This window comes from Embleya sp. NPDC008237 (assembly GCF_042956465.1).
Lineage (GTDB): Bacteria > Actinomycetota > Actinomycetes > Streptomycetales > Streptomycetaceae > Embleya.
On the sequence record NZ_JBIBGL010000012.1, the window covers coordinates 1 to 23,771 of the forward strand.

At 71.9% G+C, this 23,771-nt stretch carries 23 protein-coding genes and 1 riboswitch; of the genes, 10 read left to right on the forward strand and 13 right to left on the reverse strand.

The annotated features are described in order from the left end of the window. Window positions 1-129: 129 nt before the first annotated feature. Both ACFZBU_RS28710 and ACFZBU_RS28715 read left to right on the forward strand, forming a co-directional pair. Complete coding sequence (locus ACFZBU_RS28710) at window positions 130-1,041, forward strand: carbohydrate ABC transporter permease (RefSeq protein WP_020557696.1); 912 nt, start codon at window positions 130-132, stop codon at window positions 1,039-1,041. Further along, on the forward strand, window positions 1,038-1,964 hold the full coding sequence (locus ACFZBU_RS28715; RefSeq protein ID WP_391586574.1) for a carbohydrate ABC transporter permease: 927 nt from the start codon (window positions 1,038-1,040) through the stop codon (window positions 1,962-1,964). Before ACFZBU_RS28710 ends, ACFZBU_RS28715 begins: the two co-directional genes overlap by 4 nt. A gap of 121 nt (window positions 1,965-2,085) precedes the next feature. Here the strand turns inward: ACFZBU_RS28715 and ACFZBU_RS28720 are convergent, their stop codons facing one another. Further along, the gene (locus ACFZBU_RS28720; protein ID WP_391586575.1) at window positions 2,086-2,430 is read right to left on the reverse strand and encodes a cupin domain-containing protein; all 345 of its coding nucleotides are present in this window, start codon (window positions 2,428-2,430) and stop codon (window positions 2,086-2,088) included. A 158-nt stretch (window positions 2,431-2,588) separates the two neighbouring features. On the opposite strand from ACFZBU_RS28720, the gene ACFZBU_RS28725 reads away from it, so the two are divergent. From ACFZBU_RS28725 to otsB, 3 genes are read left to right on the forward strand one after another with little or no spacing between them, the layout of a single operon-like run. Further along, window positions 2,589-2,924 (forward strand): DUF3263 domain-containing protein, encoded by a 336-nt coding sequence (locus ACFZBU_RS28725; protein WP_391586576.1) that lies wholly within the window; start codon window positions 2,589-2,591, stop codon window positions 2,922-2,924. A gap of 12 nt (window positions 2,925-2,936) precedes the next feature. Further along, window positions 2,937-3,629, forward strand: a complete 693-nt coding sequence (locus tag ACFZBU_RS28730) for a LytR C-terminal domain-containing protein (protein ID WP_391586577.1) — start codon at window positions 2,937-2,939, stop codon at window positions 3,627-3,629. Between the two features lie 10 nt (window positions 3,630-3,639). Continuing rightward, window positions 3,640-4,494, forward strand: coding sequence for a trehalose-phosphatase (otsB, locus tag ACFZBU_RS28735; RefSeq protein ID WP_391586578.1), 855 nt, complete (start codon window positions 3,640-3,642; stop codon window positions 4,492-4,494). A gap of 60 nt (window positions 4,495-4,554) precedes the next feature. Here otsB and ACFZBU_RS28740 read toward each other — a convergent pair whose 3' ends face one another. Beyond that, a complete protein-coding gene (locus ACFZBU_RS28740) occupies window positions 4,555-5,874 on the reverse strand; it encodes a M14 family metallocarboxypeptidase (protein ID WP_391586579.1) in 1,320 nt (439 codons plus the stop codon). 352 nt (window positions 5,875-6,226) lie between these two features. Here ACFZBU_RS28740 and ACFZBU_RS28745 point away from each other — a divergent pair, with 352 nt between their 5' ends. Both ACFZBU_RS28745 and ACFZBU_RS28750 read left to right on the forward strand, forming a co-directional pair. Continuing rightward, window positions 6,227-8,344 carry a HelD family protein gene (locus ACFZBU_RS28745; RefSeq protein WP_391586580.1) on the forward strand — a complete coding sequence of 706 codons (2,118 nt, stop codon included), beginning with the start codon at window positions 6,227-6,229 and terminating at the stop codon, window positions 8,342-8,344. 117 nt (window positions 8,345-8,461) lie between these two features. Continuing rightward, a complete protein-coding gene (locus tag ACFZBU_RS28750) occupies window positions 8,462-9,124 on the forward strand; it encodes a metal-dependent phosphohydrolase (RefSeq protein WP_391586581.1) in 663 nt (220 codons plus the stop codon). Between the two features lie 18 nt (window positions 9,125-9,142). Here ACFZBU_RS28750 and ACFZBU_RS28755 read toward each other — a convergent pair whose 3' ends face one another. After that, window positions 9,143-9,412 carry a DUF4031 domain-containing protein gene (locus tag ACFZBU_RS28755; protein ID WP_391586582.1) on the reverse strand — a complete coding sequence of 90 codons (270 nt, stop codon included), beginning with the start codon at window positions 9,410-9,412 and terminating at the stop codon, window positions 9,143-9,145. Window positions 9,413-9,457: 45 nt separating this feature from the next. Here ACFZBU_RS28755 and ACFZBU_RS28760 point away from each other — a divergent pair, with 45 nt between their 5' ends. After that, window positions 9,458-9,841 carry a hypothetical protein gene (locus ACFZBU_RS28760; RefSeq protein WP_391586583.1) on the forward strand — a complete coding sequence of 128 codons (384 nt, stop codon included), beginning with the start codon at window positions 9,458-9,460 and terminating at the stop codon, window positions 9,839-9,841. Between the two features lie 193 nt (window positions 9,842-10,034). Here the strand turns inward: ACFZBU_RS28760 and ACFZBU_RS28765 are convergent, their stop codons facing one another. The 5 genes from ACFZBU_RS28765 to thrC all read right to left on the reverse strand — a co-directional run bounded on the left by ACFZBU_RS28765 (window position 10,035) and on the right by thrC (window position 15,091). Then, window positions 10,035-10,613, reverse strand: a complete 579-nt coding sequence (locus ACFZBU_RS28765; protein ID WP_391586584.1) for a Uma2 family endonuclease — start codon at window positions 10,611-10,613, stop codon at window positions 10,035-10,037. Window positions 10,614-10,812: 199 nt separating this feature from the next. Further along, entirely contained in the window at window positions 10,813-12,441 is a 1,629-nt protein-coding gene (gene groL, locus ACFZBU_RS28770) for a chaperonin GroEL (RefSeq protein ID WP_391586585.1), read from the reverse strand. A gap of 473 nt (window positions 12,442-12,914) precedes the next feature. Further along, window positions 12,915-13,118, reverse strand: coding sequence for a cold-shock protein (locus tag ACFZBU_RS28775; protein WP_020557826.1), 204 nt, complete (start codon window positions 13,116-13,118; stop codon window positions 12,915-12,917). A 423-nt stretch (window positions 13,119-13,541) separates the two neighbouring features. Beyond that, window positions 13,542-13,820 carry a MoaD/ThiS family protein gene (locus ACFZBU_RS28780; RefSeq protein ID WP_391586586.1) on the reverse strand — a complete coding sequence of 93 codons (279 nt, stop codon included), beginning with the start codon at window positions 13,818-13,820 and terminating at the stop codon, window positions 13,542-13,544. After that, window positions 13,817-15,091, reverse strand: a complete 1,275-nt coding sequence (gene thrC, locus ACFZBU_RS28785; RefSeq protein ID WP_391586587.1) for a threonine synthase — start codon at window positions 15,089-15,091, stop codon at window positions 13,817-13,819. Before thrC ends, ACFZBU_RS28780 begins: the two co-directional genes overlap by 4 nt. Window positions 15,092-15,107: 16 nt before the next feature. Beyond that, a riboswitch (SAM riboswitch) is annotated at window positions 15,108-15,260 on the reverse strand. A gap of 192 nt (window positions 15,261-15,452) precedes the next feature. Here thrC and ACFZBU_RS28790 point away from each other — a divergent pair. Beyond that, on the forward strand, window positions 15,453-16,430 hold the full coding sequence (locus tag ACFZBU_RS28790; RefSeq protein WP_391586588.1) for a glucosyl-3-phosphoglycerate synthase: 978 nt from the start codon (window positions 15,453-15,455) through the stop codon (window positions 16,428-16,430). A 79-nt stretch (window positions 16,431-16,509) separates the two neighbouring features. On the opposite strand, the gene ACFZBU_RS28795 is transcribed toward ACFZBU_RS28790, so the two are convergent. Together ACFZBU_RS28795 and ACFZBU_RS28800 are read right to left on the reverse strand one after the other, a co-directional pair. Then, complete coding sequence (locus tag ACFZBU_RS28795; protein ID WP_391586589.1) at window positions 16,510-17,454, reverse strand: hypothetical protein; 945 nt, start codon at window positions 17,452-17,454, stop codon at window positions 16,510-16,512. Then, window positions 17,439-17,843: a peptidase inhibitor family I36 protein gene (locus ACFZBU_RS28800; protein WP_391586590.1), complete on the reverse strand. Its 405-nt coding sequence runs from the start codon at window positions 17,841-17,843 to the stop codon at window positions 17,439-17,441. The genes ACFZBU_RS28795 and ACFZBU_RS28800 overlap by 16 nt, the downstream gene beginning before the upstream one ends. 245 nt (window positions 17,844-18,088) lie before the next feature. Between ACFZBU_RS28800 and ACFZBU_RS28805 the strand changes: the two genes are divergently transcribed. Then, window positions 18,089-19,555 (forward strand): trehalose-6-phosphate synthase, encoded by a 1,467-nt coding sequence (locus ACFZBU_RS28805; protein ID WP_391586591.1) that lies wholly within the window; start codon window positions 18,089-18,091, stop codon window positions 19,553-19,555. A 77-nt stretch (window positions 19,556-19,632) separates the two neighbouring features. Here ACFZBU_RS28805 and ACFZBU_RS28810 read toward each other — a convergent pair whose 3' ends face one another. The 3 genes from ACFZBU_RS28810 to ACFZBU_RS28820 all read right to left on the reverse strand — a co-directional run bounded on the left by ACFZBU_RS28810 (window position 19,633) and on the right by ACFZBU_RS28820 (window position 23,673). Beyond that, on the reverse strand, window positions 19,633-20,811 hold the full coding sequence (locus ACFZBU_RS28810; RefSeq protein WP_391586592.1) for a hypothetical protein: 1,179 nt from the start codon (window positions 20,809-20,811) through the stop codon (window positions 19,633-19,635). Window positions 20,812-20,857: 46 nt separating this feature from the next. Further along, complete coding sequence (locus tag ACFZBU_RS28815; protein ID WP_391586593.1) at window positions 20,858-21,919, reverse strand: WxL protein peptidoglycan domain-containing protein; 1,062 nt, start codon at window positions 21,917-21,919, stop codon at window positions 20,858-20,860. A gap of 356 nt (window positions 21,920-22,275) precedes the next feature. After that, window positions 22,276-23,673 carry a hypothetical protein gene (locus ACFZBU_RS28820; RefSeq protein ID WP_391586594.1) on the reverse strand — a complete coding sequence of 466 codons (1,398 nt, stop codon included), beginning with the start codon at window positions 23,671-23,673 and terminating at the stop codon, window positions 22,276-22,278. Between the last annotated feature and the right edge of the window lie 98 nt (window positions 23,674-23,771).

A 23,771-nucleotide genomic window follows, 5' to 3' on the forward strand; every position in this document is an offset into this window, starting at 1 on the left:
CGCGGTCTCCGGCAAGTCGCCCAAGGACGTGCTGGACCAGCTCCAGAAGGAAGCCGAAGCGGCGGTCGCGCAGCAGAAGAGCTGACGCACCACAGATACGTCCGAGCACCGAAGGAGGAGGACGGCCCCGTGGCCGAAACCGCCGTACGCAGAGCGCCTACCGTCGTCACCAGAGTCAAGAAGGCGCTGGCCCCGCTGCCGTGGATCGGCCCGGCCGTCCTCCTCATCGGTGTCGTGGTCCTGTGGCCCGTGGTCGTGATGGTCTGGAGTTCGTTCCAGCGCATCCGCCGCACCGGCATCGTGGTGGGATCCAACGGCACCGACAACTACAAGAAGCTGTTCGACGAGCCGGACTTCGTGGCCGTGCTGTGGAACACCGTGGTGTGGGTGCTGGTGGTCGTCGCGATCACGCTCGTGTTGTCGCTGTTCCTGGCGCAACTGTTCAACCAGCACTTCCCCGGCCGGCGGTTCGCCCGCTGGGCGATGATCGTGCCGTGGGCGGCCTCGGTGTTCATGACCGCGGTCGTCTTCAAGTGGATGCTGCACGAGACCCACGGTGCGATCAATACGCTCATGGTCGACCTGCACCTGATGGACGCGGGCAAGGACTGGCTGGGCAGGCCCTCCACGGCGATGCCGTGGATGATGGCGGTCGCGGTCTTCGTCTCGCTCCCGTTCACCACGTACACGCTGCTCGCCGGGCTCCAGACGGTTCCCGGCGAGGTGTACGAGGCGGCCAAGATCGACGGCGCGTCCACGTGGCGCACCTACCTGTCGATCACGCTGCCGCTGCTCAAGCCCGCGATCCTGGTTGCGGTGGTGATCAACCTGATCAACGTCTTCAACTCGTTCCCGATCATCTGGGCGATGACCAACGGCGGTCCGGGCTACGAGACCGCGACGACCACGGTGTTCATGTACCAGCTCAAGGCGTCCGACATCGGGGAGAGCGCCGCGATGTCGGTGGCCAACTTCGCGATGATCATCATCCTGGTCGCGTTCTTCCTCGTTGTCAGCCGTAACAAGGAGACCGACCGATGAGCACGAGCACCGCCGCCGGCCGCAAGCCGGGCACCGGCGCCGCGAAGCAGCCCGCGGGCGCCCCCGGCGGCGGGAAGCGACCCGGACGCGGCAAGCTCGGGGGCTCGAAGTACAGCCAGAAGCAGCTGTGGTTCGGCGCGCTCGCCTGGGTGATCGCGATCGTCTTCGTCCTGCCGTACATCGAGATGGCGATCACCGCCCTGCGCCCCAAGGACGAACTGACCAGCGACGGCTACGTGCCGTCGAAGTTCGAGTGGGCCAACTTCGTCGACGTGTGGGACAAGTCCACGCTCGGCGACAACCTCAAGGTCTCGCTGCTGGTCGCGGGCATGTCCACGCTGCTCGTGCTGGTGGTCTCGCTGCCCGCGGCCTACTACACCGCCCGCAAGCGCTTCCGCGGCCGGGGCGTGTTCCTGCTGCTCGTGCTGGTCACCCAGATGTTCCAGCCGACGTCGCTGCTGGTCGGGCTGTACCGGGAGTTCTACATCCTGGACCTGCTCGACTCGTACTGGGCGCTCGTGCTCGTCAACGGCGCGTTCAACCTGGCCTTCTCGGTGTGGATCCTGACCGCCTACTTCAGCGCGATCCCGGTCGAGCTGGAGGAGGCCGCGATGATCGACGGTGCCTCCCGTCTCGGGGCACTGCGTCGGGTCACCCTGCCGCTGGCGATGCCCGGCATCGTCACGGCGGTGATCTTCACCTTCATCGCCGCGTGGAACGAGTTCACCGTCGCGCTGGTGCTGGTGACCACACCGGACAAGCAACCCCTCACGGTCGGCATCAACAGCTTCCTCGGCGCCTACCGCGTCGAATGGCAGTACCTGTTCGCCGGATCCGTGGTGGCCATCGTGCCCGTGGTGATCCTGTTCGCCTACATCGAAAAGCACGTCGTGTCCGGCCTGACCGCCGGATCGGTCAAGTAGGTCCGACCGACTCCGGGAAGCGCGAAGCCCACAGGTCTCGGGGCCTGTGGGCTTCGCCGCGTGCGGATCCGGCGGTCGGTGCGGCGCCGGGCGACACCTGCCGCCGTCGCCGGGCGCGGTGCTACGGCAGGGTGATGTGGTACGCCTTGCGCAGCGTCTCGTGCACCGTCCACACCGTCTCGTCGCCCTCCTGGAGCACGCACGCGTCGCCCGGGCCGACCTCGATCGTCGCGCCGCCGCGGATCTCGATCGTGGCCCGGCCGGAGACGACCACGAACAGCTCGTTGGCCTCGGTGTCGGTCACCACGCCCGGGGTGATCTGCCAGATGCCGCGGATCTGCTTGCCGTCCTCGGACTCCCACAGGACCTTGCCCGAGACCTCGGGCGTGCCGGAGACGATCTGCGCCGGGTCGAGCGGGTCGGCTTCGAGTTCGGCGGCGGGGATATGGACGGCAAAAGTAGACATGCGGCGGAGCATATAGGTCTCTCCGGTGCCCCCCTCCCTCGGGTGATTCATGGGCTTTTCCGGCGAATCATCGTGCCGGTGCGGTGGTCCGTCGGCACGGGCGGGCACAATGCCGAAAGCGGGTCGACGGGCCCGGCGAGGTACCGAAGGGGTGAGCGATGGGCGAGGAACACGACGCGCGGCCCGAGCCGCCCGTGATTCCCGGGCAGGCCGGCGCGCCGACCTCGCCGGAAGCGGTGCCCGCGGGCGGGCTCTCCGACCGGGATCGGGACATCCTCGAATTCGAGCGCCAGTGGTGGAAGCACGCCGGCGCGAAGGAACGCGCCGTGCGCGATCGTTTCGGCTTCTCCGCGACCCGTTACTTCCAGGTGCTGAACACCCTGCTCGACCGACCGGAGGCCCTGGAGCACGATCCGATGCTGGTCCAGCGGCTGCGGCGGCTGCGCGAGGCCCGGCAACAGGCCCGGTCCACCGTGCGCCGTTCCGGGCACTGAGCGGCGGCCCCGATGTTCCCGCGCCGCAGGGACGAGTACGACGTGTTCCCCGGCTTCGGTCGGTACGGCCTGATCTGGACCAACGAGGACGCGTGGGCCGAGGAGGCCGACCCGGAGCCGGACTCCCCGGCGCCCGAGCGTGACCTGATCGCCGGCCTGCGCGCCGACACGGCACCCGCGCGGGCCCGCTCGCGGCGCGGCCTGATCCCGGTGGCCGCGCTGCTGGCCATCTGCGTCGTGGCCGGCGTGCTCGCCATCGGCCGGGACGAACCCGCCTCCCGGGTGGCCGCGGACCGGGCCCGGCTCCCGTCCGGGCCGGCGCCGGCCGCGGCACCGGCCGGCTCCGCCCGCCCGGTGCCGCCCGCCCGGGCGCCCGCGGTGCCTCGGGGAGCGCACGGCAAGGTGGTGCTGCTCGATCAGAGCAAGGTGCCCGCGCTCGCCGAGCGCATGGCCCGGCGGCTGGAGGCGGCGGGCTGGGAGGTCACCGGAACCGACGTGTTCCGCGGCTCGGTCCCGGCCACCACCGTCTACCACCCCGTCGGGCAGGAGAAGCAGGCCCGCGCGCTGGCCGCCGCGCTGCCCGGGATCGGCCGGATCAAGCCGACCTTCGCCGGCATTCCGCGGCATCGGCTCACCGTGATCGTGGTCGACGACCAGGTGGTCCCGCTGGCGGATCGCCTGCTCGGTTCGCTGACCACTGGGTAGGTTGGACGGCATGTCCACGAACCGGTCCACGCTGCCCGCACCCACCACGCCGGCCGGCAGAGCGGGCCTCGCCGCGTTGCTCGGTGAGCCGGCCCGAGCCGTCGTCGCGCTCGACTTCGACGGCACTCTCGCCCCCATCGTCGATCGCCCGGAGCAGGCGCGCGCGGACCTGCGCGCGGTGGCCGCACTGTCCCGACTGACCCCGCACCTGGCCGCGGTGGTGATCGTGACCGGCCGCCCGGCGGCGGTCGCCGTCGAGTACGGCCGCTTTCGCGGCGTGCCCGGGCTCGAACACCTCGTCGTGCTCGGCCACTACGGCCTGGAGCGCTGGGACGCGGCGACCGACCGGATCAGCGCGCCCGAGCCGCCGCGCGGGGTGCACGAGGTGCGCCTTGCCCTGCCCGGCCTGCTCCGAAAGCTCGACCTGTGGGACACCACCCGGATCGAGGACAAGGGCAGCGCGCTCGCCGTGCACACCCGCCGCGCACCGGACCCGGACGCCGCCTTCGCGCTGCTGCGCGACCCGCTCGACGACCTCGCGGCGCGGCACGACCTGGCCGTCGAGCCCGGCCGCTACGTGCTCGAACTGCGCCCGCGCGGAATGGACAAGGGCCGCGCACTGACCGGCTTCCTGGCCGAGAAGCAGGCCGGCTCGGTCCTGTTCGCCGGCGACGACCTCGGCGACCTCGCCGCGTTCGAAGCCGTCGAGGGACTGCGCGAGCAGGGCACCGCCGGCGTCACCGTGTGCAGCGGCTCGGCCGAGGTGCACGCCCTCGCCGAACGCGCCGACCTGGTCGTCGCCGGCCCGGAGGGCATCGCCGACCTGCTCACCGCCCTCGCCGACCACGTGGAACCGGCCCGGTAACTCCCGGTCGTCCCGACGGACATCGCACCCGCACTCGGATCGGTGGGCCCGTACGCCCGCTCACAACGCGTCGGCATGCGGCGCCGAAGTGCCCGCACACGGCTCGGTGGTCGCCATCGCGACCGCGAAGCGGGCCCGCGGGTCGAGCAGCAACGCGGCCATCACACCCGCCGGTTGCGCCGTCGGCACCCGCAGGTCGGGCTGCACCCGGACACCGTGCTCGGCCAGCGCGGCCCGGGCGCTCGCGTACAGGTCCGGCGTCAGCCGATACGCACACGGCATCGGCCCGACCGCGCCGCGGCCCGCCGGGACGTTGTCGGCCCCGTCGAAGTACACCACTTCGCCACCGCGCTCGGCCCGCTCCCGGGACGTTCGCACCGCCGCGGTGATCGCGTCCCCACGCTCGGCGGCCATCCGCAGCGTGGCCTGCGCGGCCACCAGATGCGCGGCCACCCGGCGCCGGCCCAGCAGACCCGGGTCCGCGCGCTCGAGCGCCGAGACGGGTCGGGTGCCGACCTCGACCAGCACCGCCACCGCGTGGTCCAGAGCGGCCGCGTTGCGCAGCAGCCGTTCGTCCCCGTCGCCGCCGAGTTGTCGAGCGGTGCCGTCCTCGCCGTACACGCCCGCCGCCCAGCCCGCCGCGGGCAGCGCCGTGCCGATCCGATCACGCGCCAACTCGATTGACAGGGAACGCAGTTCGGGAGCCACATTGAGATTGCGCGGCCACAGGTACAGGGCCGGCGGGGCAGCGGTGTCCGCCGGCACGGTGAACTCGTGCAGGTCGTGCACGATGTGCGGGCGCGCCTCGCGCAGCACCCGGCGGATCGCCCGCGCCTCGGGCGAACCCACCGCCACATGGTCCCGGTTGAGGTCCACCCCCTCGGCGGTCGCGCGCGTGCCCGCCGCCGATCCGTCCGGGTTCGGCGTGGCCAGCACCAGCACGGTGACCCGCTCCAGCAGTCGGCGTCCCGCCGGCGAGCGGTCCGCGGCCAGATCCCGGACCAGCTTCAGGCACGCCTCCCGACCGGCCGGCTCGTCGCCGTGCTGGCCACAGACGAACAACACCCGGACCGGCTCGGGCACCGACCGTGTGCCGGCCACCGTGATCAGGTCCACGGCCCGGCCGCGCGCGCTCGTGCCGACCCGGGTCACCGTGACCCGCGCGGCTCCCCACCCGGCCCGCTCCGGGCCCGGCGCCGCCGCGACCAGGTCGCGCAGGTAGTCCCGCTCCTCGGCCACGGTCGTCCAGACCGTGCCGCCGCGCCGCTCGAATCCGGTCGACACCCGCCCGCCGCGCCCACCGCCCGCCGGGGCCGGTGCGAGGGCGACCCCGGCCACCAGCGCCATCGCGAGCACCGTCCGCGTCGCCCACAGCCTCATCCCCGAACCACCGTCCCCTTGTTCGCCACGACCGCCGCACCGTGGGCCGTGACCGCCGCACCACGATGGCCGATCCGTCGGGCCGTTCGCGCCCGTCCGGGCGGCCGGCCCGCCGGCAACCGAGCATGGCCCGGCAAAGGGAGTTGATGGCAGAGCCGGACTCGCCTAGGCTCGCTGATTCCGCTGTCCCACCCAGTGCAGTGATCGGGAACCGTCCTCGGCGCCCGGCACCGGTGGGCCGCGCGGGCCGCCACCTTCGGGCAATCGGCCCGTGCCCTCCGCAGGGGCGCACCAGGACGTGGCATCGCACACGGCCGGGCTCCGATTTGTCGCCGCCACGAACCGGAGAAACATGTCCGCGCCCGCCACCACCGGCCCCGCCCTGCCCGCTTCCGACGCGCTCGCCGTCGAACGCGCCTACCTGGACGCCTCCCGCGCCGCCCTGCGCCGGATGCGCGAGGAGACCGAGGCGCTCGACCTGCGCGACGTCGGTGCCACCGCCGTCGCCAACGAGACCGCCCAGCACCTGATCGCCAAGCGCATCGCCGCACTGGCCGACCACGCCGGCTCACCGCTGTTCTTCGGCCGGGTCGACGGCCGGTTCGCCGACGGCGTCGAGGGAGTCGAACCGGTCGAGGTGAGCGCCGACCCGAGCAAGCCCGTCGAATCCTTCTGGATCGGCCGCCGACACGTGCACGACGAACTCGGCGACCCGATGGTGGTGGACTGGCGCGCGCCGCTGTCCCGCGCGTTCTACCGGGCCAACCGGGACGAGCCGCTCGGTGTCGAACTGCGCCGCCGCTTCGGCTGGACGGCCGGCGAGCTGACCGCGTTCGAGGACGAGCACCTGACCGACCCGAACGAGACCGACACCGTCGGCGGCATCCTCGCCGCGGAGATCGAACGCCCGCGCGTGGGCCCGATGCGCGACATCGTGGCGACCATCCAGCCCGAGCAGGACGAGATCGTGCGCTCGGACCTGGGCCACACGCTGTGCGTGCAGGGCGCGCCCGGCACCGGCAAGACCGCCGTCGGCCTGCACCGCGTGGCCTGGCTGCTGTACGCCTACCGGGACCGCCTCGCACGCTCCGGCACCCTGGTGGTCGGCCCGAACCGGTCCTTCCTCGACTACATCCAGCAGGTGCTGCCCGCGCTCGGCGAGATCGAGGTCGGTCAGACCACCGTCGAGGACCTGGTCACCCGCACCTCCAAGATCAAGGTCCGGGCGCCGGACGAGGCGGTGTCCGGCACGATCAAGGGCGACGCGCGGATGGCCGAGGTGCTGCGCCGCGCGGTGTGGTCGGGACTGCGCGCACCCACCGAGTCGGTGGCCGTGGTCCGCGACTCGCGCACCTGGCGGCTCGCGGTGTACGAGGTCGAGGAACTGGTCGCCGCGCTGCGCACGCGCGACGTGCGCTACGGCGCGGCCCGCGACATGCTCCGGCAGCGCATCGCACACGCGCTGCTGACCAAGATGGAGGAGCGCGGCGAGTCCCCGGACGACCGGGTCCAGGACGCGGTCGCGCGCAGCCGGCCGGTCAAGGCGGCGGTGGACGCGATCTGGCCGGCGGTGGACCCGCTCAAGCTGGTGTTCCGGCTGCTGGGCGACGCCGACTTCCGGGCCGCGTGCGCGGACGGCGTGCTGAGCGCCGAGGAACAGGCCGCGATCGGCTGGGCCACGCCGCCGCGCGGGGTGGGATCCGCCCGCTGGACCGTGGCCGACGCGGTGCTCGTGGACGAGACCGCCGACCTGCTCCACCGCACCGGCGGCTACGGGCATGTGGTGATCGACGAGGCGCAGGACCTGTCCCCGATGCAGTTGCGTGCGGTGGGTCGGCGCTGCTCCACCGGCTCGGCCACGGTGCTCGGCGACATCGCGCAGGGCACCACGCCGTGGGCCACCCCCGGCTGGCAACAAACGTTGCGGCATCTGGGACACGAGGGGGCCAGGATCGAGGAGCTGACCCGGGGCTTCCGAGTGCCGCTGCAGATCCTGGAGTTCGCCAGTCGGTTGTTGCCGCTGATCGCACCGGGCCTGGTGCCCGCGTCCTCGGTCCGCCAGGCGGCGGGCGCACTGGAACTGCGTGCGGTCGCGGCCGACGAACTGGCCGCGCGATCCGCCGAGGCGGCCGTCGAACTGCTCGACCACGAGGGCTCGATCGGCCTGATCTGCGCCGACGCGCGGGTGGCCGAGGTGGCCGCCGCATTGCGGGCGGGCGCCGTCGCGCATCGGGTCCTGGGCGCGGACGGCGACGGCGAACAGGCCCGGATCAGCGTGGTGCCCGCGTCGCTGGCCAAGGGTCTGGAGTTCGACCACGTCGCGGTCGCCGAACCGGCCGAGATCGTCGACGCCGAGACCCAGGGACTGCGCCGGCTCTATGTGGTGCTCACCCGCGCGGTCTCCGGGCTGGTCGTGCTGCACGCCCGCCCGCTCCCGGAGCCGCTGACGGCATCGGTGGGCACCGGCTGATCGGCGGGCGATCCCGGCCGGTGATTCGGCGTGCGATCGGCATCCGATACGAGTGAACCGCGTGTGTCGGAACGGTTGGTGGTCGGCTTCGCTCGCTCGTTCTGCCATGCTGGCCGGGTGGAACGCATCCAGGAGTCCGCGACCGTGACGCTGCGGGACCAGTGGGCCCGGCTCGTCGGTGAGCACGCCGAGGCCGGCGCCGTCGTCGAGAGCCTGCTGGCGCGCTATGCCGAGCCGCACCGCCGCTATCACGACACCGACCATCTGCGCACCGTGCTCGACCTGATCGGTGAGCTGGCCTACGAGGCCGACGACGCCGACGCGGTCATGCTCGCCGCGTGGTTCCACGACGCGGTCTACGACCCCGCCCGGGCCGACAACGAGGAGCGCAGCGCGCGGCTGGCCGAACGCGGCCTGCGCGAGGCGGGCGTGGCGCCGGCCCTGGTCGCCGAGACGGTGCGCCTGGTCCGGGTGACCGCCGAGCACGCGCCCGGGGAGTCCGACCACAACGCGCACGTGTTGTGCGATGCGGACCTGGCCATCCTGGCCGCCGACCGCGAGCGCTACGAGGCGTACACGGCGGCGGTCCGCGAGGAGTACGCGTTCGTCCCGGACGAGGCGTTCCGGGCCGCCCGCGCCGCGGTACTGCGCGACCTGATGTCGCTGCCCCGGCTGTTCCACACCCGACTGGGCGCGGCCCGGTACGAGGAGGCGGCCCGCTACAACATGCGCGCCGAGCTGGAGCGGCTGGAGGGCACCATCCCGCGTCAGCAGTCCTGACCGACCCGCCGCCGACCGTCAGCGCGGTCGGTACCGCTTGCGCCGGCGCAGGCCCGCCGCGGTCAGCCGGACCACCAGTTCCCGGCTGGAGACCGGCTCGGCCCCCTGGGCCAGTGCCTGCGCGTACAGGTCGGCCGGGACGTCGTAGTGATCCCGGTCGAACGCACGTTCCGGCGCGCCGAGCGCGCGGGCGAACGCGTGCAGCTCGGCATGCGAGACGTCGCTGACGAGGTGCGACCACAGTCGCCCGCGTCCGGGCCAGGCCGGGGGATCGATGAGGAGAGCCACACGCTCGATTCTCGTATACGTCGCGATCACGCACACTTGTGGACCATGAGCAAGGATCCGACCGACGCCGCCCTGTTGACCGCCCGCGCCCTGGTCCTGGCCGATCTGCGCACGCACGGCGTCGAGACCCCCGAGACCGTGACCGTGGTCGAGCACGCCCTGGTCGAGCGCAAGTGGTGGGTCGAGCAGTGGCCCGACGGCGCCGCGTACGTCCCCGGACTGATCGGGCAGGACGTCCAGGAGGCACTGACCGAACAGGGCACGGTGTGGCCGCCGTGCCCGCGGCACGACGACCACCCGCTCTACCTCGAACCCGAGCTCGGGGAGGACCCGCACTGGGTCTGCGAACGCGACGCCGAGGTGATCGCCCCGCTCGGCGGCCTCGCCCCGACTCAGCCACCGAACGAACGTGCGGTCAACGACGCGTAGATCGGCCGTTCGCCACCGACCGCGTACGCGCCGACCAGCCGCTCGCTCTGCGCCCGGCCCACGGTGACACCGGCGTGCGAGTGCTCCGGGGGCCGGCGCCACCGGGTGGGCGCCGGCGTCGTCCAGCGTGCGCTCGGCGCGCCGCTGCTCCTCGGCGTCGGCGGCGCGCGGGTCCGAAGACCTCTCCGCCGTATTACCTCGAGGGAAAGTCCGAGGTGTCCAGTTCGATACCGAAGGGCCCGGGGACGGCGACCGATCCGCCGAAATCGACGCGCTGGATGCGCTGGTAGACCTTGCCGTCCGGCTCGGAGTACAACGTCGCCGCCGGGCCGTCCTTGTCCCAGCGATCGACGAGCAGGTAGAGCGGAATCGGCCCGTGTGCGTATGCCCGCAGCTTGTCGACACGATCGGTGTCCGCGTTGCTCGGGGAGGTGATCTCGGCGACGAGAAGAACCCGATCCGCCGGAGTCGGCGTGGCGACGTCTTCCCGTGCCACCACCACCAGGTCGGGAATACACAGCCGACCGACCGACATGATCTCCACGCCGAGATGCTGAAAGACACCGCATCCTTCGGGGGCGGCCCGGCGCAGCTGCCAATGGAGGTCGTCCGCGATCAATTCGTGCCTGTGTCCCGGAGGCGGCGACATCGTGATGTTCTCTCCGTCGAACTCGGCGCGCCAGCCTTCGGGCGCCTCCAATTCCTTCCACATGGTCACGATGTCGCGCCAGGCGGTGGTCACTTCGATCACGGGTGCGGTCAACTCGTCCACCTCGCCCACCTCGATCCATGTCGTACGAGAACGACGCTACGGCCGCCCGGAGACCGTTTCAGGGTAAGTCGCCATCGCCACTCGAACGAGCGAACACGGCTTCGAACACGCGGAAACGCGAAAGAGGCGGTCCCCCGAAAGGGACCGCCTCTTCCGTAAAACAACCGACCGTGGGTCGGGACCACCGATCCTCAGTGGATCAGAAGTCCATGCCGCCCATGTCCGGGGCGCCGCCGCCGGCCGGAGCGGCGTTCTTCTCCGGCTTGTCGGCGATGACGGCCTCGGTGGTCAGGAACAGCGCGGCGATCGACGCGGCGTTCTGCAGCGCGGAACGGGTGACCTTCGCCGGGTCGATGATGCCCTCGGCGATGAGGTCCACGTACTCGCCGGTCGCGGCGTTGAGGCCGTGACCCGGGGTCAGGTTGCGCACCTTCTCCACAACCACGCCGCCCTCGAGGCCGGCGTTGACCGCGATCTGCTTGAGCGGGGCCTCGACGGCCAGGCGCACGATGTTCGCGCCGGTGGCCTCGTCGCCGTCCAGCTCGAGCTTGTCGAACGCGATGGTGGACGCCTGGAGCAGGGCCACGCCACCACCGGCGACGATGCCCTCCTCGACGGCGGCCTTCGCGTTGCGCACCGCGTCCTCGATGCGGTGCTTGCGCTCCTTGAGCTCGACCTCGGTCGCGGCACCGGCCTTGATCACGGCCACGCCGCCGGCCAGCTTCGCGAGGCGCTCCTGGAGCTTCTCGCGGTCGTAGTCCGAGTCCGAGTTCTCGATCTCGGCGCGGATCTGGTTGACCCGACCCGCGACCTGGTCCGAGTCACCGGCGCCGTCGACGATGGTGGTCTCGTCCTTGGTGACGACGACCTTGCGGGCGCGGCCGAGGAGTTCGAGACCCGCGGTGTCGAGCTTGAGGCCGACCTCCTCGGAGATGACCTGGCCACCGGTGAGGATGGCGATGTCGCCGAGCATGGCCTTGCGACGGTCGCCGAAGCCCGGAGCCTTGACGGCGACGGACTTGAAGGTGCCGCGGATCTTGTTGACGACGAGCGTGGCCAGGGCCTCGCCCTCGACGTCCTCGGAGATGATCATGAGCGGCTTGCCCGACTGCATGACCTTCTCCAGCAGCGGGAGGAGGTCCTTCACCGAGGTGATCTTCGAGTTGACGATGAGCACGTAGGCGTCTTCGAGGACGGCCTCCATGCGCTCCATGTCGGTCGCGAAGTACGGCGAGATGTAGCCCTTGTCGAAGCGCATGCCCTCGGTGAGCTCGAGCTCGAGACCGAAGGTGTTGCTCTCCTCGACGGTGATGACGCCTTCCTTGCCGACCTTGTCCATGGCCTCGGCGATCATCTCGCCGATCAGGGGGTCAGCGGCGGAGATCGAGGCGGTGGAGGCGATCTGCTCCTTCGTCTCGACGTCCTTGGCGAGCGCGAGCAGCTGCTCGGAGACGGCCTCGACGGCCTTCTCGATGCCACGCTTGAGGGCCATCGGGTTCGCGCCGGCGGCCACGTTGCGCAGGCCCTCGCGAACGAGCGCCTGGGCGAGGACGGTCGCGGTCGTCGTACCGTCACCGGCGACGTCGTCCGTCTTCTTCGCGACCTCCTTGACCAGCTCGGCACCGATCTTCTCGTACGGGTCCTCGAGCTCGATCTCCTTGGCGATGCTCACACCATCGTTGGTGATGGTGGGCGCACCCCACTTCTTCTCGAGCACGACGTTGCGGCCCTTGGGGCCCAGCGTGACCTTGACGGCGTCGGCGAGCTGGTTCATCCCGCGCTCGAGGCCGCGGCGCGCTTCCTCGTTGAACGCGATGATCTTGGCCATGTGGTGAAGTCCTCCCAGAACGGGGGTGAGTGCCGGACCGCACTGGCGCCCGCGACGGACGACCCGACCACCGCGAGGATCCCTCCCTCACGGGTGCCGAGCCTCACCGGCCCGGTCCGTTTCTGTCACTCTCACATCCAGAGTGCTAACGCCAATGATTAGCACTCGACCATGCCGAGTGCAAGCGCAACGGGAGGTCTCGACCCGTCCGCGTGCACGCCCGCGTGTGTCGCACGTGGGGCGGGCCGCACCGGAGACGACGGGTCGCGGGCGGGCCCGGGGCCGGACGCGCAACGACCGGGGCCCGGCCCCCGCGTGGCGGGAAGGCCGGGCCCCGGTCACCGATCGACCCGATTCGACGATCCGGCAAGGGATCGGTGGGAATCGGAGGATCGGACAAGATGTGTGCTGCGGTGTGTCGTGCAGTCCGTGGTGTGGACCGTTTCAAGCAGAGGAGCGGATTGCCCCCTGGTTCAGGCGGTGACGCGGACCATGTCGGCCTGCGGCCCCTTCTGCCCCTGCGAGATCTCGAACTCGACTCGCTGCCCCTCCTCGAGCGTCCGGTACCCGTCCATCTGGATCGCGCTGTAGTGGACGAAAACGTCCGCACCACCGTCGACCGCGATGAAGCCGTACCCCTTCTCCGCGTTGAACCACTTGACGGCGCCCTGAGCCATTCCTAACTCCCCTGTTACTGGCCCTTTCACGGATACTGCACGCCGCAGCTCCGGGTTCGTATCCAGAAGGACCCGGCCTTCCGCTACGACCGCGGCTGAATGTATCCGGACGGATGCCCGGAGCAACAGGTCAATCGGACGAGAATTCCCGAGTGAATAAAGACCGCATTCTTCGCGAGTCACCAGGAAAGCCGTATTTCAATTCGTCAGGAAAGCGACCTTCCGCACATAACGGGTGTGATCCCGACCACGGGTTTACCGACGCGTCGCCGCCAAAGCCGGGAAATGGACCCGGTTAAACACGTGTAACGATCACCCTCTCCGGGTGACGAAGAAATCCGCCGCCCGGTGCTCCGGGCGGCGGATTTCTCGGTTCCGTTTCGTGCCCGAGTCGATGAAGATCGGGACCGTCGGCCTATCGCGTCAGCAACCGCCCGCGACCGCCGGGATGATCGAAACGGTGCCCTTGTCGGGGGTGGCCGTGGCGAGACCGTCCGCGAAGCGCACGTCCTCGTCGTCCACGTACAGATTCACAAAGCGACGCAGCTTGCCCTCGTCGTCGAGGATGCGCGCGCGAATTCCGGTGTGATCCTTTTCCAAGGCATCCAGGACCTCGGCGAGGGTCGTCCCCTCGACGGACACCTCGGCCGCCCCGCCCGTGTAGGTGCGCAGGATCGTCGGGATGCGAACGGAGACGCTCATGCCAGGCCGGCCTTTCGGAAGGAATCCAGAGTGGGTCGAATGGTCGCGGTGGCGCCGGTGGTCGGCGTGACCGCGTCCAACGTCTTGAGGCCGTCACCCGTGTTGAGCACGACCGTCTCGGCGTCCGGGTCCAGCGCGCCGGACGCGAGCAGTTTGCGCAGGCAGCCGACGGTCACGCCGCCGGCGGTCTCGCCGAAGATGCCCTCGGTGCGGGCCAGCAGCTTCATCGCCTCGACCACCTCGGCGTCGGTCACGTCCTCCACCGCGCCGCCGGTGCGCTTGCACACGTCCAGCACGTACGGGCCGTCGGCCGGGTTGCCGATCGCGAGCGACTTGGCGATCGTGTCCGGTCGCACCGGGCGGATCACGTCCTGGCCGGCCTTCCACGCCGCCGCAACCGGGGAGCACCCGGTGGCCTGCGCGCCGAAGATCTTGTACGGGGTGTCCTCGACCAGGCCCAGTGCGATCAGCTCGCGGAAACCCTTGTCGATCTTGGTCAGCTGCGAACCGGACGCGATCGGGATGACGATCTGCTCGGGCAGCCGCCAGCCGAGCTGTTCGGCGATCTCGTAGGCCAGCGTCTTGGAACCCTCGCCGTAGTACGGCCGCAGGTTCACGTTGACGAAGCCCCAGTCCTCGCCGGCCGGGTCGCCGATCAACTCCGAGCAGAACCGGTTGACCTCGTCGTAGGTGCCCTCGATGGCGACCAGCTCGCCGCCGTAGACGGCCGCCGTGACGACCTTGCCGGCCTCCAGGTCGGCCGGGATGAACACGCAGCTGCGCAGGCCCGCCCGAGCGGCGGCGGCGCCCACCGCGCCGGCCAGGTTGCCGGTGGAGGAGCAGGAGAGGGTGGTGAAGCCGAAGGTGCGTGCGGCCTCGACGGCGATCGCGACCACGCGGTCCTTGAAGGAGTGCGTCGGGTTGCCCGAGTCGTCCTTGACGTGCAGCTTCGCGATGCCCAGCTCGCGGCCCAGGTTCTCGGCCCGGACGAGCTTGGTGAAACCGGGGTTCAGGTTGGGCCGGGACGCGACGTCCGCGGCGACCGGCAGGAGCGGTGCATAGCGCCAGATGTTCTGCGGGCCGGCCTCGATCTGCTCTCGCGTGACGGTGCCGAAGTCGTAGGCGACCTCGAGCGGGCCGAAACAGGACTCGCAGGCGTACTTCGGGCCGAGTTCGGTGCGTTCGCCGCACTCGCGACACGACAGCGCGACGGCCGGACCGAAGGCGGTGGAGGTGGCGCTGGTGGAGCGGGTGGCGGTGGGTGTCGCCATGGCGAGGGCCTTTCTGTCCTCATCTTTACCCGTGGGGTCCCACGGGCCGGACTTGGCACCTGTCCGATCCGCCGGTGCTCGCTCGCGCCGAAAGCGCGTCACGAGGAATGACGATCGGATGGTTGCCGGGGCTTCAACGGGCCGTTCCCTCTGCCCCTCTGGATGAGCTGCTATGGCGGTGGACACACCCGTCGCCGGGTGGCCGGTCCGCGTTTGTCCGGCTCGACGTGCGATCGTCGTATCCGGTGACGACGACTGTAACCGAACCGGTGCCGCGTCGATCATCCGGTCCACCTCGCGAGACGATAAAGGGTGACCGCGACCGAGGCCGGAACACCGGCGACGACAGGGGATTTCGAACGTGCAGCCCGAGGTGAGCGCCTGGCTTCGACGACGGTCCTCCGTCGCCGCGGACTGGCCCGTCGACAAGCTTCTTGACGCCAAACGCGACACCCGGGTCAGCGTCGTCCTGCCCGCGTTGAACGAGGCGGCGACCGTCGGGGACATCGTCAAGGTGATCCGGACCGAGCTGATCGAGCGCGCGCCGCTGGTGGACGAGCTCGTGGTGGTCGACTCCGGATCCACCGACGACACCGCCGGGGTCGCCGCCGACGCGGGCGCGCGGGTCGTGCACCGCGACGACATCCTGCCCACGCTGGCGGCCGTACGCGGCAAGGGCGAGGTGTTGTGGCGCTCGCTCCTGGTCACCGACGGCGACATCGTGGCGTTCGTGGACGCCGACCTGAAGGACTTCTCGGCGGACTTCGTCACCGGGATCCTGGGCCCGCTGCTGACCGACTCCACGGTTCGACTGGTCAAGGCCATGTACGACCGGCCGCTGGAGATCGGCGACACGATCGTGCCCGCGGGCGGCGGCCGGGTCACCGAGTTGGTCGCCCGCCCCCTGCTCAACCTGCACTGGCCGGAACTGGCCGGTTTCGTCCAGCCGCTCGGCGGCGAGTACGCGGCCCGGCGCTCGCTCCTGGAACAGCTGCCCTTCCCGTGCGGCTACGGCGTCGAGACCGCGATGCTCGTGGACACCCTGCGCCTGGCCGGTCTGGACGCGATGGCCCAGGTGGACGTGGGCGTGCGCCGGCACAGCCACCAGGACGAGGCCGGCCTCGGCCGGATGGCGGCGGAGATACTCCAGGCCGTGGAGCGCCGACTGCGCCGCGGCCCCACGGGCGCGCACCCGGTCGAGCTCAGCACCGCGCTGACCCAGTTCGAGCGGGACGAGGACGGCTTCCGGCTGCGCACGCACGACGTCGCGGCCCGAGAGCGGCCGCCGATGGCGACCGTGCCCGAGTACCGTGCGCGGACCCGCCTGGTCGGGCGCTGACGGTCGTCCCGGTCGGGCGCCGGACGGCTGTTTCGCGCCATCGTCGTGGGCGAGGCGGGCCCGGTGCGGGCGCGCCGGCTCAGCCGCCCAGGACCGCGGCGACCCGACGGGCGGATTCGTCCTCGTTCGCCCGCACCCGTGCCAGCGCCGCCGCCTCGCGTTCGATCGCCTGCCGCTGGTAGGCCACGTCGACCGCGTACCAGGTGCCCGCCACGTTGTGCTCTGTCCGGCAGGCCACCGTCGCGCTCGCCGCGGCGATCTCGCGCGCACTCGGCGCGGGCGTGTCCCACGCCGGATCGCCGCCAGCCGCCAACGGGTCGGGGTAGTCGAACCCCTTCGCGCGCATGCAGGTCGACCACCGCGCCAGCACCCGAAGCACCCGCGGGTCGGCCCGCGACCGCTCGAACGACTCCACGTCCAGCCGACTCGGCAGCGCCGCGCGCTCCAGCACCGGATCCACGCCCAGCGCGAACCGCGCCTGGCCCAGGCAGCCCGGCCCCGGCCGATCGGTGCCCTCGGTCGGCGCCGGCGGCTCACCGTCCGCCCCGGCCGCGCCGTACAGCGCCACCGCCAGCTCCCGGCTCGGCGCCGGCGCGCTCGGCTTGGCCGTACCGCCGGCGACGGAGCCCGGCGGCCGAAAGCCCCACGTGGCCACCTCGACCGGGTCGCCCACCCCGTAGCGGCGCTCGGTGCGCGACTTCAACACCGGTCCGCCGTCGGCGGCCGGCGGTGTCGGGTAGGTCAGGCCCAGCCGGGCCAGGCAGTCCCGGATCAGCACGGACTCGGCCGAGGCCCGCCGGGCGCGCTGTTCCGGGGTCGGCAGGTAGGCCGCGATCGGCAGGTCGAGCCCGGTCACCTCGCCGCTCACCGGAGTCGCCGTCGCCGGCGGCGGGGCGCCCGACGCGAGGTCGGCCGCGGGCGGGCGGTCGCCGCGGTCGCCGGCTCCGGTGCACCCGGCCAGTGCCAGGCACAGCACCGCGATCGCGGCCGACCCGCGGCGCCGGCCCCCTACTGCGCGGTCCAACTGCCGGACGCGTTGTTGTTCTTCAGCGCCGGGTCGAGATTGGCCGTCGACTTCGGGCCGATCTCCTGGACCGGACCCTGGTAGTTGCTGCCGTAGTAGATCCGCAGGATGTGCGTCGGGTCGTTGTTCCACACCGACGCGGCGTTGTTCTTCACCGGCACCCCCGTGCCGCTGCTGCCGTCCGGGGACCGCATGAAGGTGTAACCGGCGTAGTTGGCCATGTTGTACCGGTGATCGAAGCGCGCACCCTTGGTGTTCGAGTTGTAGTACAGACACGCGTCCCCGTCGTTGCACGCGCCGTCCCCCTCGGCGACCGCCGGTGCCGCACCGGCCGCGAGGACCAGCGCGGCGGCCACCGCACCCGCACCGAGGCCACGATTGCTGCGCATACCCGATTCCCCCTTGCCCCGTTGCCCGCAGGCCCGATTTCCGGGCCCGGGTCCGATTCGTCGGTCGAGTCGGCGGGCCGAGTCACCCGGTCGCATCCGAGCGGGACAGGCCCGACGAGTCAAGAGAAAACACACCTTCGCTACTCCCGGTAATGACATGCACACGTGATTCTCGCCACACCGTTCGAGTCGCAGGCGCGAGCGGGTCGGGTTTGCGCACCGGGATGCGTGGCTAGGGTCGGGGCATGAGTGCTCCCCCTCCCGCCGGTGTCCTGGTCGCGTCCAATCGTGGTCCCGTGTCCTTCTCCCTGGAGGACGACGGCAGGCTTTCGGTGAGCCGCGGCGGCGGCGGACTCGTGTCCGGACTGTCCACCGCCGGGCAGGGAACCGGCGCCGTGTGGGTCTGCTCGGCGCTCGGCGAGGCCGATCGCACCGCGACCCGGGCCGCTCCCTCGGGCCGGCTGGATCTCGCCGGTCACGACACCGGCGGCCTGGCGGTGCGGATGCTCGACATCGACCCCGGCACCTTCGCCCGGGCGTACAACGCCATAGCGAATTCGACCCTGTGGTTCGTCCACCACCTGCTCTACGACACCCCGTCCAAGCCGGTCTTCGACGCGCGCTTCCGCAAGGAATGGGCCTCCTACGAGGCGTACAACCAGGCCTTCGCGGAGGCGCTGGCCGACGAGGCCGCCGAGGGCGCCAAGGTGGTCGTGCAGGACTACCACCTGACCCTGGTGCCGGTGCTGCTGCGCCGGCTGCGTCCGGATCTGCGGATCGGGCACTTCTCGCACACCCCGTGGGCGCCGCCGGACTACTTCCGGCTGCTGCCCGACGACATCGCGCGGTTCGTCCTGGAGGGCGTGCTCGGCGCCGACCACGCGGGCTTCTTGACCCGGCGCTGGGCGCTCGCCTTCCTGGACTGCTGCGCCGACGTGCTCGGCGCGACGGTGGACCGGGACGCGATGACCGTCACGCATGCGGGCCATGTGACCGAGATCGGCGTGCACGGCCTGGGTGCGGATGCCGAGTTCCTGCGCGAGCGGGCGTCGCGTGCCGACGTGGACACCCGGCTCGCCGGACTGCGCGAGGCGGTGGGCGATCGCCGGGTGATCGTCCGGGTGGACCGCACCGAACTGTCCAAGAACATCGTCCGGGGCCTGCTCGCCTATCGCGAGCTGCTGCGCACCCGACCGGAATGGCTCGGTCGGGTGGTGCACGTCGCGTTCGCCTACCCCTCCCGGCACGACCTGCCGGAGTACCGCGAGTACACCGCGGCGGTGCAGCGGGTGGCCAAGGAGATCGACGACGAATTCGGCACCGGCGACTGGCAGCCGCTGATCCTGCACGTCAACGACGACTTCCCGCGCTCGCTCGCGGCGTACCGATTGGCCGACGTCGCGCTGGTGAACCCGATCCGGGACGGGATGAACCTGGTCGCCAAGGAGGTGCCGGTCGTCTCGCTCCTGGACGAGGCGCACGGGGGCTGTGCGCTGGTGCTCTCGCGCGAGGCGGGAGCGTGCGAGGAACTCGGCGAGGACTCGATCGTGGTCAACCCGTTCGACGTCTCGCAGACCACCGAGGCGCTGCACACGGCGCTCACGATGGACTCGACCGAGCGGCTGCAGCGGACCAAGCGGCTGGCCGCCGCCGCGGTCGCGCTGAACCCGCAGCAGTGGTTCCTGGAGCAGTTGGACGCGCTCGGCAAGTAGGCACTGCGGGCCGCCGCCCGCAGTGCCGACACCCGCCCGCGCCCGCCGGTTCGACCGGTGGGCGCGGGCGGTCGGGCTCAGGCCGCCGTGGGCGGGGTGGCGCGGCGGCGGCGGGTGATCAGCACGGCCACCGTGCCGGTGCCGATCAGGGCGACACCGGCGACACCCGCGCCGACCAGGCCGGCCGGTCCGGTCAGCGGCAGGCTGCCGCCGCCGGACTTGCCCGCGCCGCCGCTCGCCCCGCTCGACCCGCTCGACCCACTTGTGCCCGCGGTTGTGCCGCCGCCGGTGGTCGTCGCGCCGGTCGTGCCCGAGGTGCCGCCGCCGGTCGTGGTGCCGGCCCCGGCCGTCGCGCCGGATCCGGTCGTGGCCGAGCCGCCCTTGAAGGAGACCTTCACGAACGCGTCCTGGCTGCGGTCGGGCGAGCCGTGCGCGGCCATGGTCAGCACGTAGCACTCGGTCCGGAGGCAGTCGACGTCCTTGCCCGCGCCGTTCTTGTAGGTCGCCTTGACGTCGGTGAGGGTGGCCGAGAACGTGCCGTCCGGGTTGATCCCGTCCGGGCCGTACGCCTTGAGCCACTTCGAGGCGCCGTAGTTGCCCGCGTTGGTGGTCCAGTCGGCCTCCTTGGGCCCGAACACCACGTAGATCCCGTTGCCGCTGCCGGCCGCGTAGCCGGAGCCCTCGACCGTGATCGACGTGCCCGCCGGGTCCAGGCCGGTGCTCGGCGTGACGGTCAGCTTCGCGCCGCCGGCCGCCGCCCGCGGTGCGGCCTGCGCGAGTTGCGCCGGTGCCGCCGGTGCGGTGGCGCGCAGCGATCGGGGGGCACCGCCGGGCGCGGTCGCGGCGAAGGTCAGCGCGACCTCGGCGGTCGGTCCGCCCTCGACGCCGACCCGGACCTCGAACGCGGGCGCGTCCGGAGCGAATCCGGTGCCCACCCGCAGCGGCGTTGCGACGACGCCCTGCCCGTCGGCGGCGAGCGTGCGGCTGCCCGCCCGGTCGGCGGTGTCGCCGCCGTACAGCGCGACGGTGACCCGGGCACCGGGGGCGAAGCCGCGGCCCACGACGGTGATCTCGTCGCCGGCCGGGGCCAGTGCGGTGCTGCGCGACACGGTCGCGGTGGGTCCGGCCGGGCTCTCGGCACGGGTGTCGGCGGGTGCGGCCGAGGCAACGGCGGCGGCGCTCAGCACGCCGGCGGCGGCCAGGCCGAGCACGGCGGCCGAGCCTGCGGCGCGACGGACACGGGGGGAGGTGTACATGTCGGCTCCTGGTGGGGTCGGGGCGGCGACGCGCGACGGCGGGTGTTCAGCCGGTCGGGTCGGCGGTGACTTCGGTGGGGGAGGCGGCGGCGTCCGGCGCGGTGTCGGTGTCCTTCGCGGCGGCAGCCTCGTTGGCGGCGGCGGCGGCGGCTTCGGCGGAGGAGGCGGCCGCGGCGCGGCGTCGGCGGAGCACCGTCGCGGCGTAGGCGATCAGCGCGCCGAGCAGCAGCGTGATCGCGCCGAGCAGCAGCCACGGCGGCGCCCATACGCTCGTCGACTTCGCGGTCACCGTCGCCGGGTTGCCGGTGACCTCGACGTCCGCGGTGAGTCGACCGGCCGGGAAGACGCCATCGAAGCGCTGCACCACCTCGTGCGTCGCCCCCGGCAGCAGCTCGGGCAGGGCGGCTCGGGCGGGGCCGCCCAGTCGCCAACCGCCGGGCCCGGAGACGGTGGTCTCGACGCCCGCCGTGGTGCGTACGTTGCCGGTGTTGCGCACCCGGTAGCGCACGACCGCCTCGGCGCCGCCGAACATCGCGATCGGGTTGTCGTAGGACAGCCGCAGGTCCTCGATCGCCAGGCGCGGTACGGCGGGGCCGTCCACGCGCAGGTAGATCCGGGCGCCGACGCGTCGGTCCACGTCGAATCGTTGTTGTCCCGGGCCGGTCGCCTCGGCCTTGATCGAGGCGACGATGGCGCCGGTGTGGTCGCCGGGGCTCGCGTCCGCCGGGACGGTCAACCGGAACGGGATGTCCGCGCGTTTGCCCGGCGCCACCGTGTACGACTCGGCGTCGAAGCCGATCCACGCACCGACATCCTTCGGTTGCTCGGCGGCGGTCAACAGGGTCATCCCGCCGTCGGCGGCGAGCACGGCGTCGGTGGCGTACACGCGCAGCGTCAGCGGCTTGTCCCCGAAGTTGGACACGCCGACCACGTCGACCAGGGTCTGCCCCGGCGCGGCGGTCAACACGAAGTGGTCGCGTCCGCCCGCCGGTTGCACGCCCCAGGTGAACTCGTCGGCGGCCCGGGCGGGTGCCGCGAGTGCGACGAGTGCGGTGAGGGGCGCGATGGTGGCGAACAGGGCGCACAACAGGCGGGCGGCGGCGCGCATGGGGGTGGGGCTCCTTTGTCGGGCGCCTTCGGCGCCGGCTCGCGAGGGACCGCTTCGTTCTCTCCCCCGCTTCGCTCCTCCGAGAAGAAAAGCGGTCCCTCGCTCGGGACTTCGTGTCCCTGCGTTTCGCCCCGGGTCACGAAGTCCACGCTTGCGGCTCCGCCGCTCTCCGCGCTGCGCGCGTCGATCACCGGGGGCCGCCGGGTCGGGGGCGCCGACGCGCCGGGCGGTGGGTCGGCGCTGCCGGGATTCGCCGGACACGGGCTGGGGCGGCGCGGTGGGGCACCCCCCGACTCGGCGGCGGCGGGGGATGGCCGTCGGCGGCGAGTCGGGGGATGGTCCGGTCCGGGAAGGGGTCAGATGAGGGTCAGGGTCAAGGTGCCGGTGTAGGTGCCGGGCACGGTGATGCCGGGGACGCCGAGCTTCAGGGCGCCCGCACATTCGAACGAACCGGCGCTCGCGCCGGCCGCGGACGAGCACAGGGTGCGCGGTCGACCCAGGCCGGTGCCGGGTTCGGCCTTGGCGCCCGCGGTGACCTGCGGGGTGGCGCCGCCGGTGGGCAGCGTGCCGGTGACCGACTTCGCGGTGGGCGTCCAGCCGAGGTTGTCGCCGACGATCCGGCCGCCGGCCGCGGTCAGGTCGCTGGCCTGGCCGGTCAGCGTCCAGCCCGCGTTGGTGCCGCGCGCGTCGGAGACCGTGAGCGGGTTGAGTGCGCCGCCGGTGAAGGCGTCCTTGCCGTTCAGGGTGACGCCCGGGAGCGCGACGTCGGTGCCGCCGACGCCCAGGGTCAGCGGGCCGCCCTGCACGTCGGTGGTGATCACCTGGTAGCCGGTACCGGGGCCCGGCGGGACCGTCGGGGCCTTGAACGCGACCGGCAGGAAGGTGTCCTGGCTGCGGTCGGGCGAGCCGTGCGCGGCGAAGGTGACCACGTGGCACGTGGTGACGGAGCAGTCGAACTCGACGCCGTCCTTGTTCTTGTACTTGGCCTTCATGCCGTCCAGGGTCAGCGTGAAGCTGCCGTCGGCGTTCAGCTTGGCCTGGCCCGGCGAGGCGGCCGGGTTGGTGCGCACCCACTTGGTCGCCTGGTACGGCGCCGGGTTGGTGTTCCAGTCGGCGTTCTTGGGGCCGAACGCGACGTAGATGCCGTTGCCGCCGTCGCGGACGGGGTCGAAGCCGGTGCCGGTGACGGTGAACGTCTGGCCGGCCGGGTCGGCGCCGGCGGCCGGGGTCACCGCGAGCCCGGGTGTCCGCACGGGCGGCGTGCCGTTCTTGAACGCGATCGGCGTGAAGGTGTCCTGGCTGCGGTCGGTCATGCTCGCGCCGTGCGCGGCGAAGGTGACGACCCGGCACTCCTGCTTCAGGCAGTCCACCTCCTTGCCGTTGCCGTCGGTGTACTTCGCCTTGATGTCGAGCGTCGTGGTGAAGGCGCCGTCGGCGCTCATCTTGCTGCCCGCGACCCACGCCTGGGCGCTGTAGGCACCCGCGTTGCCGTAGTAGTCGTCGATCTTGGGTCCGAACAGGACGTAGACCCCGTTGCCCGAGTTGCGCACCTTGTCGAAACCCGTGCCGTTGACGGTGATCGTGGCGCCGTCCGGGTCGACGTCGACGGCGGGCGACACACTCACGGACGGGGTCGTGGCGGCCTGCGCGGGCGAGGCCAGGCTCACGCCGGCCAGCGCCAGCGCGGCGGTTGCGCCCATCGCCCCGAAGCGGATCAAGCGGTTCGCGGGCTGGGGCCGCGCTCCGTTCGTCATCCTTGGCTCCTCCATCTGGCAGTGTGCACAGTGCGGCGCCCGGACCTATTAGCGGTAGGTCCGGGCGCCGTCCGATGCAGAGGAGGTAAGGCTAACCT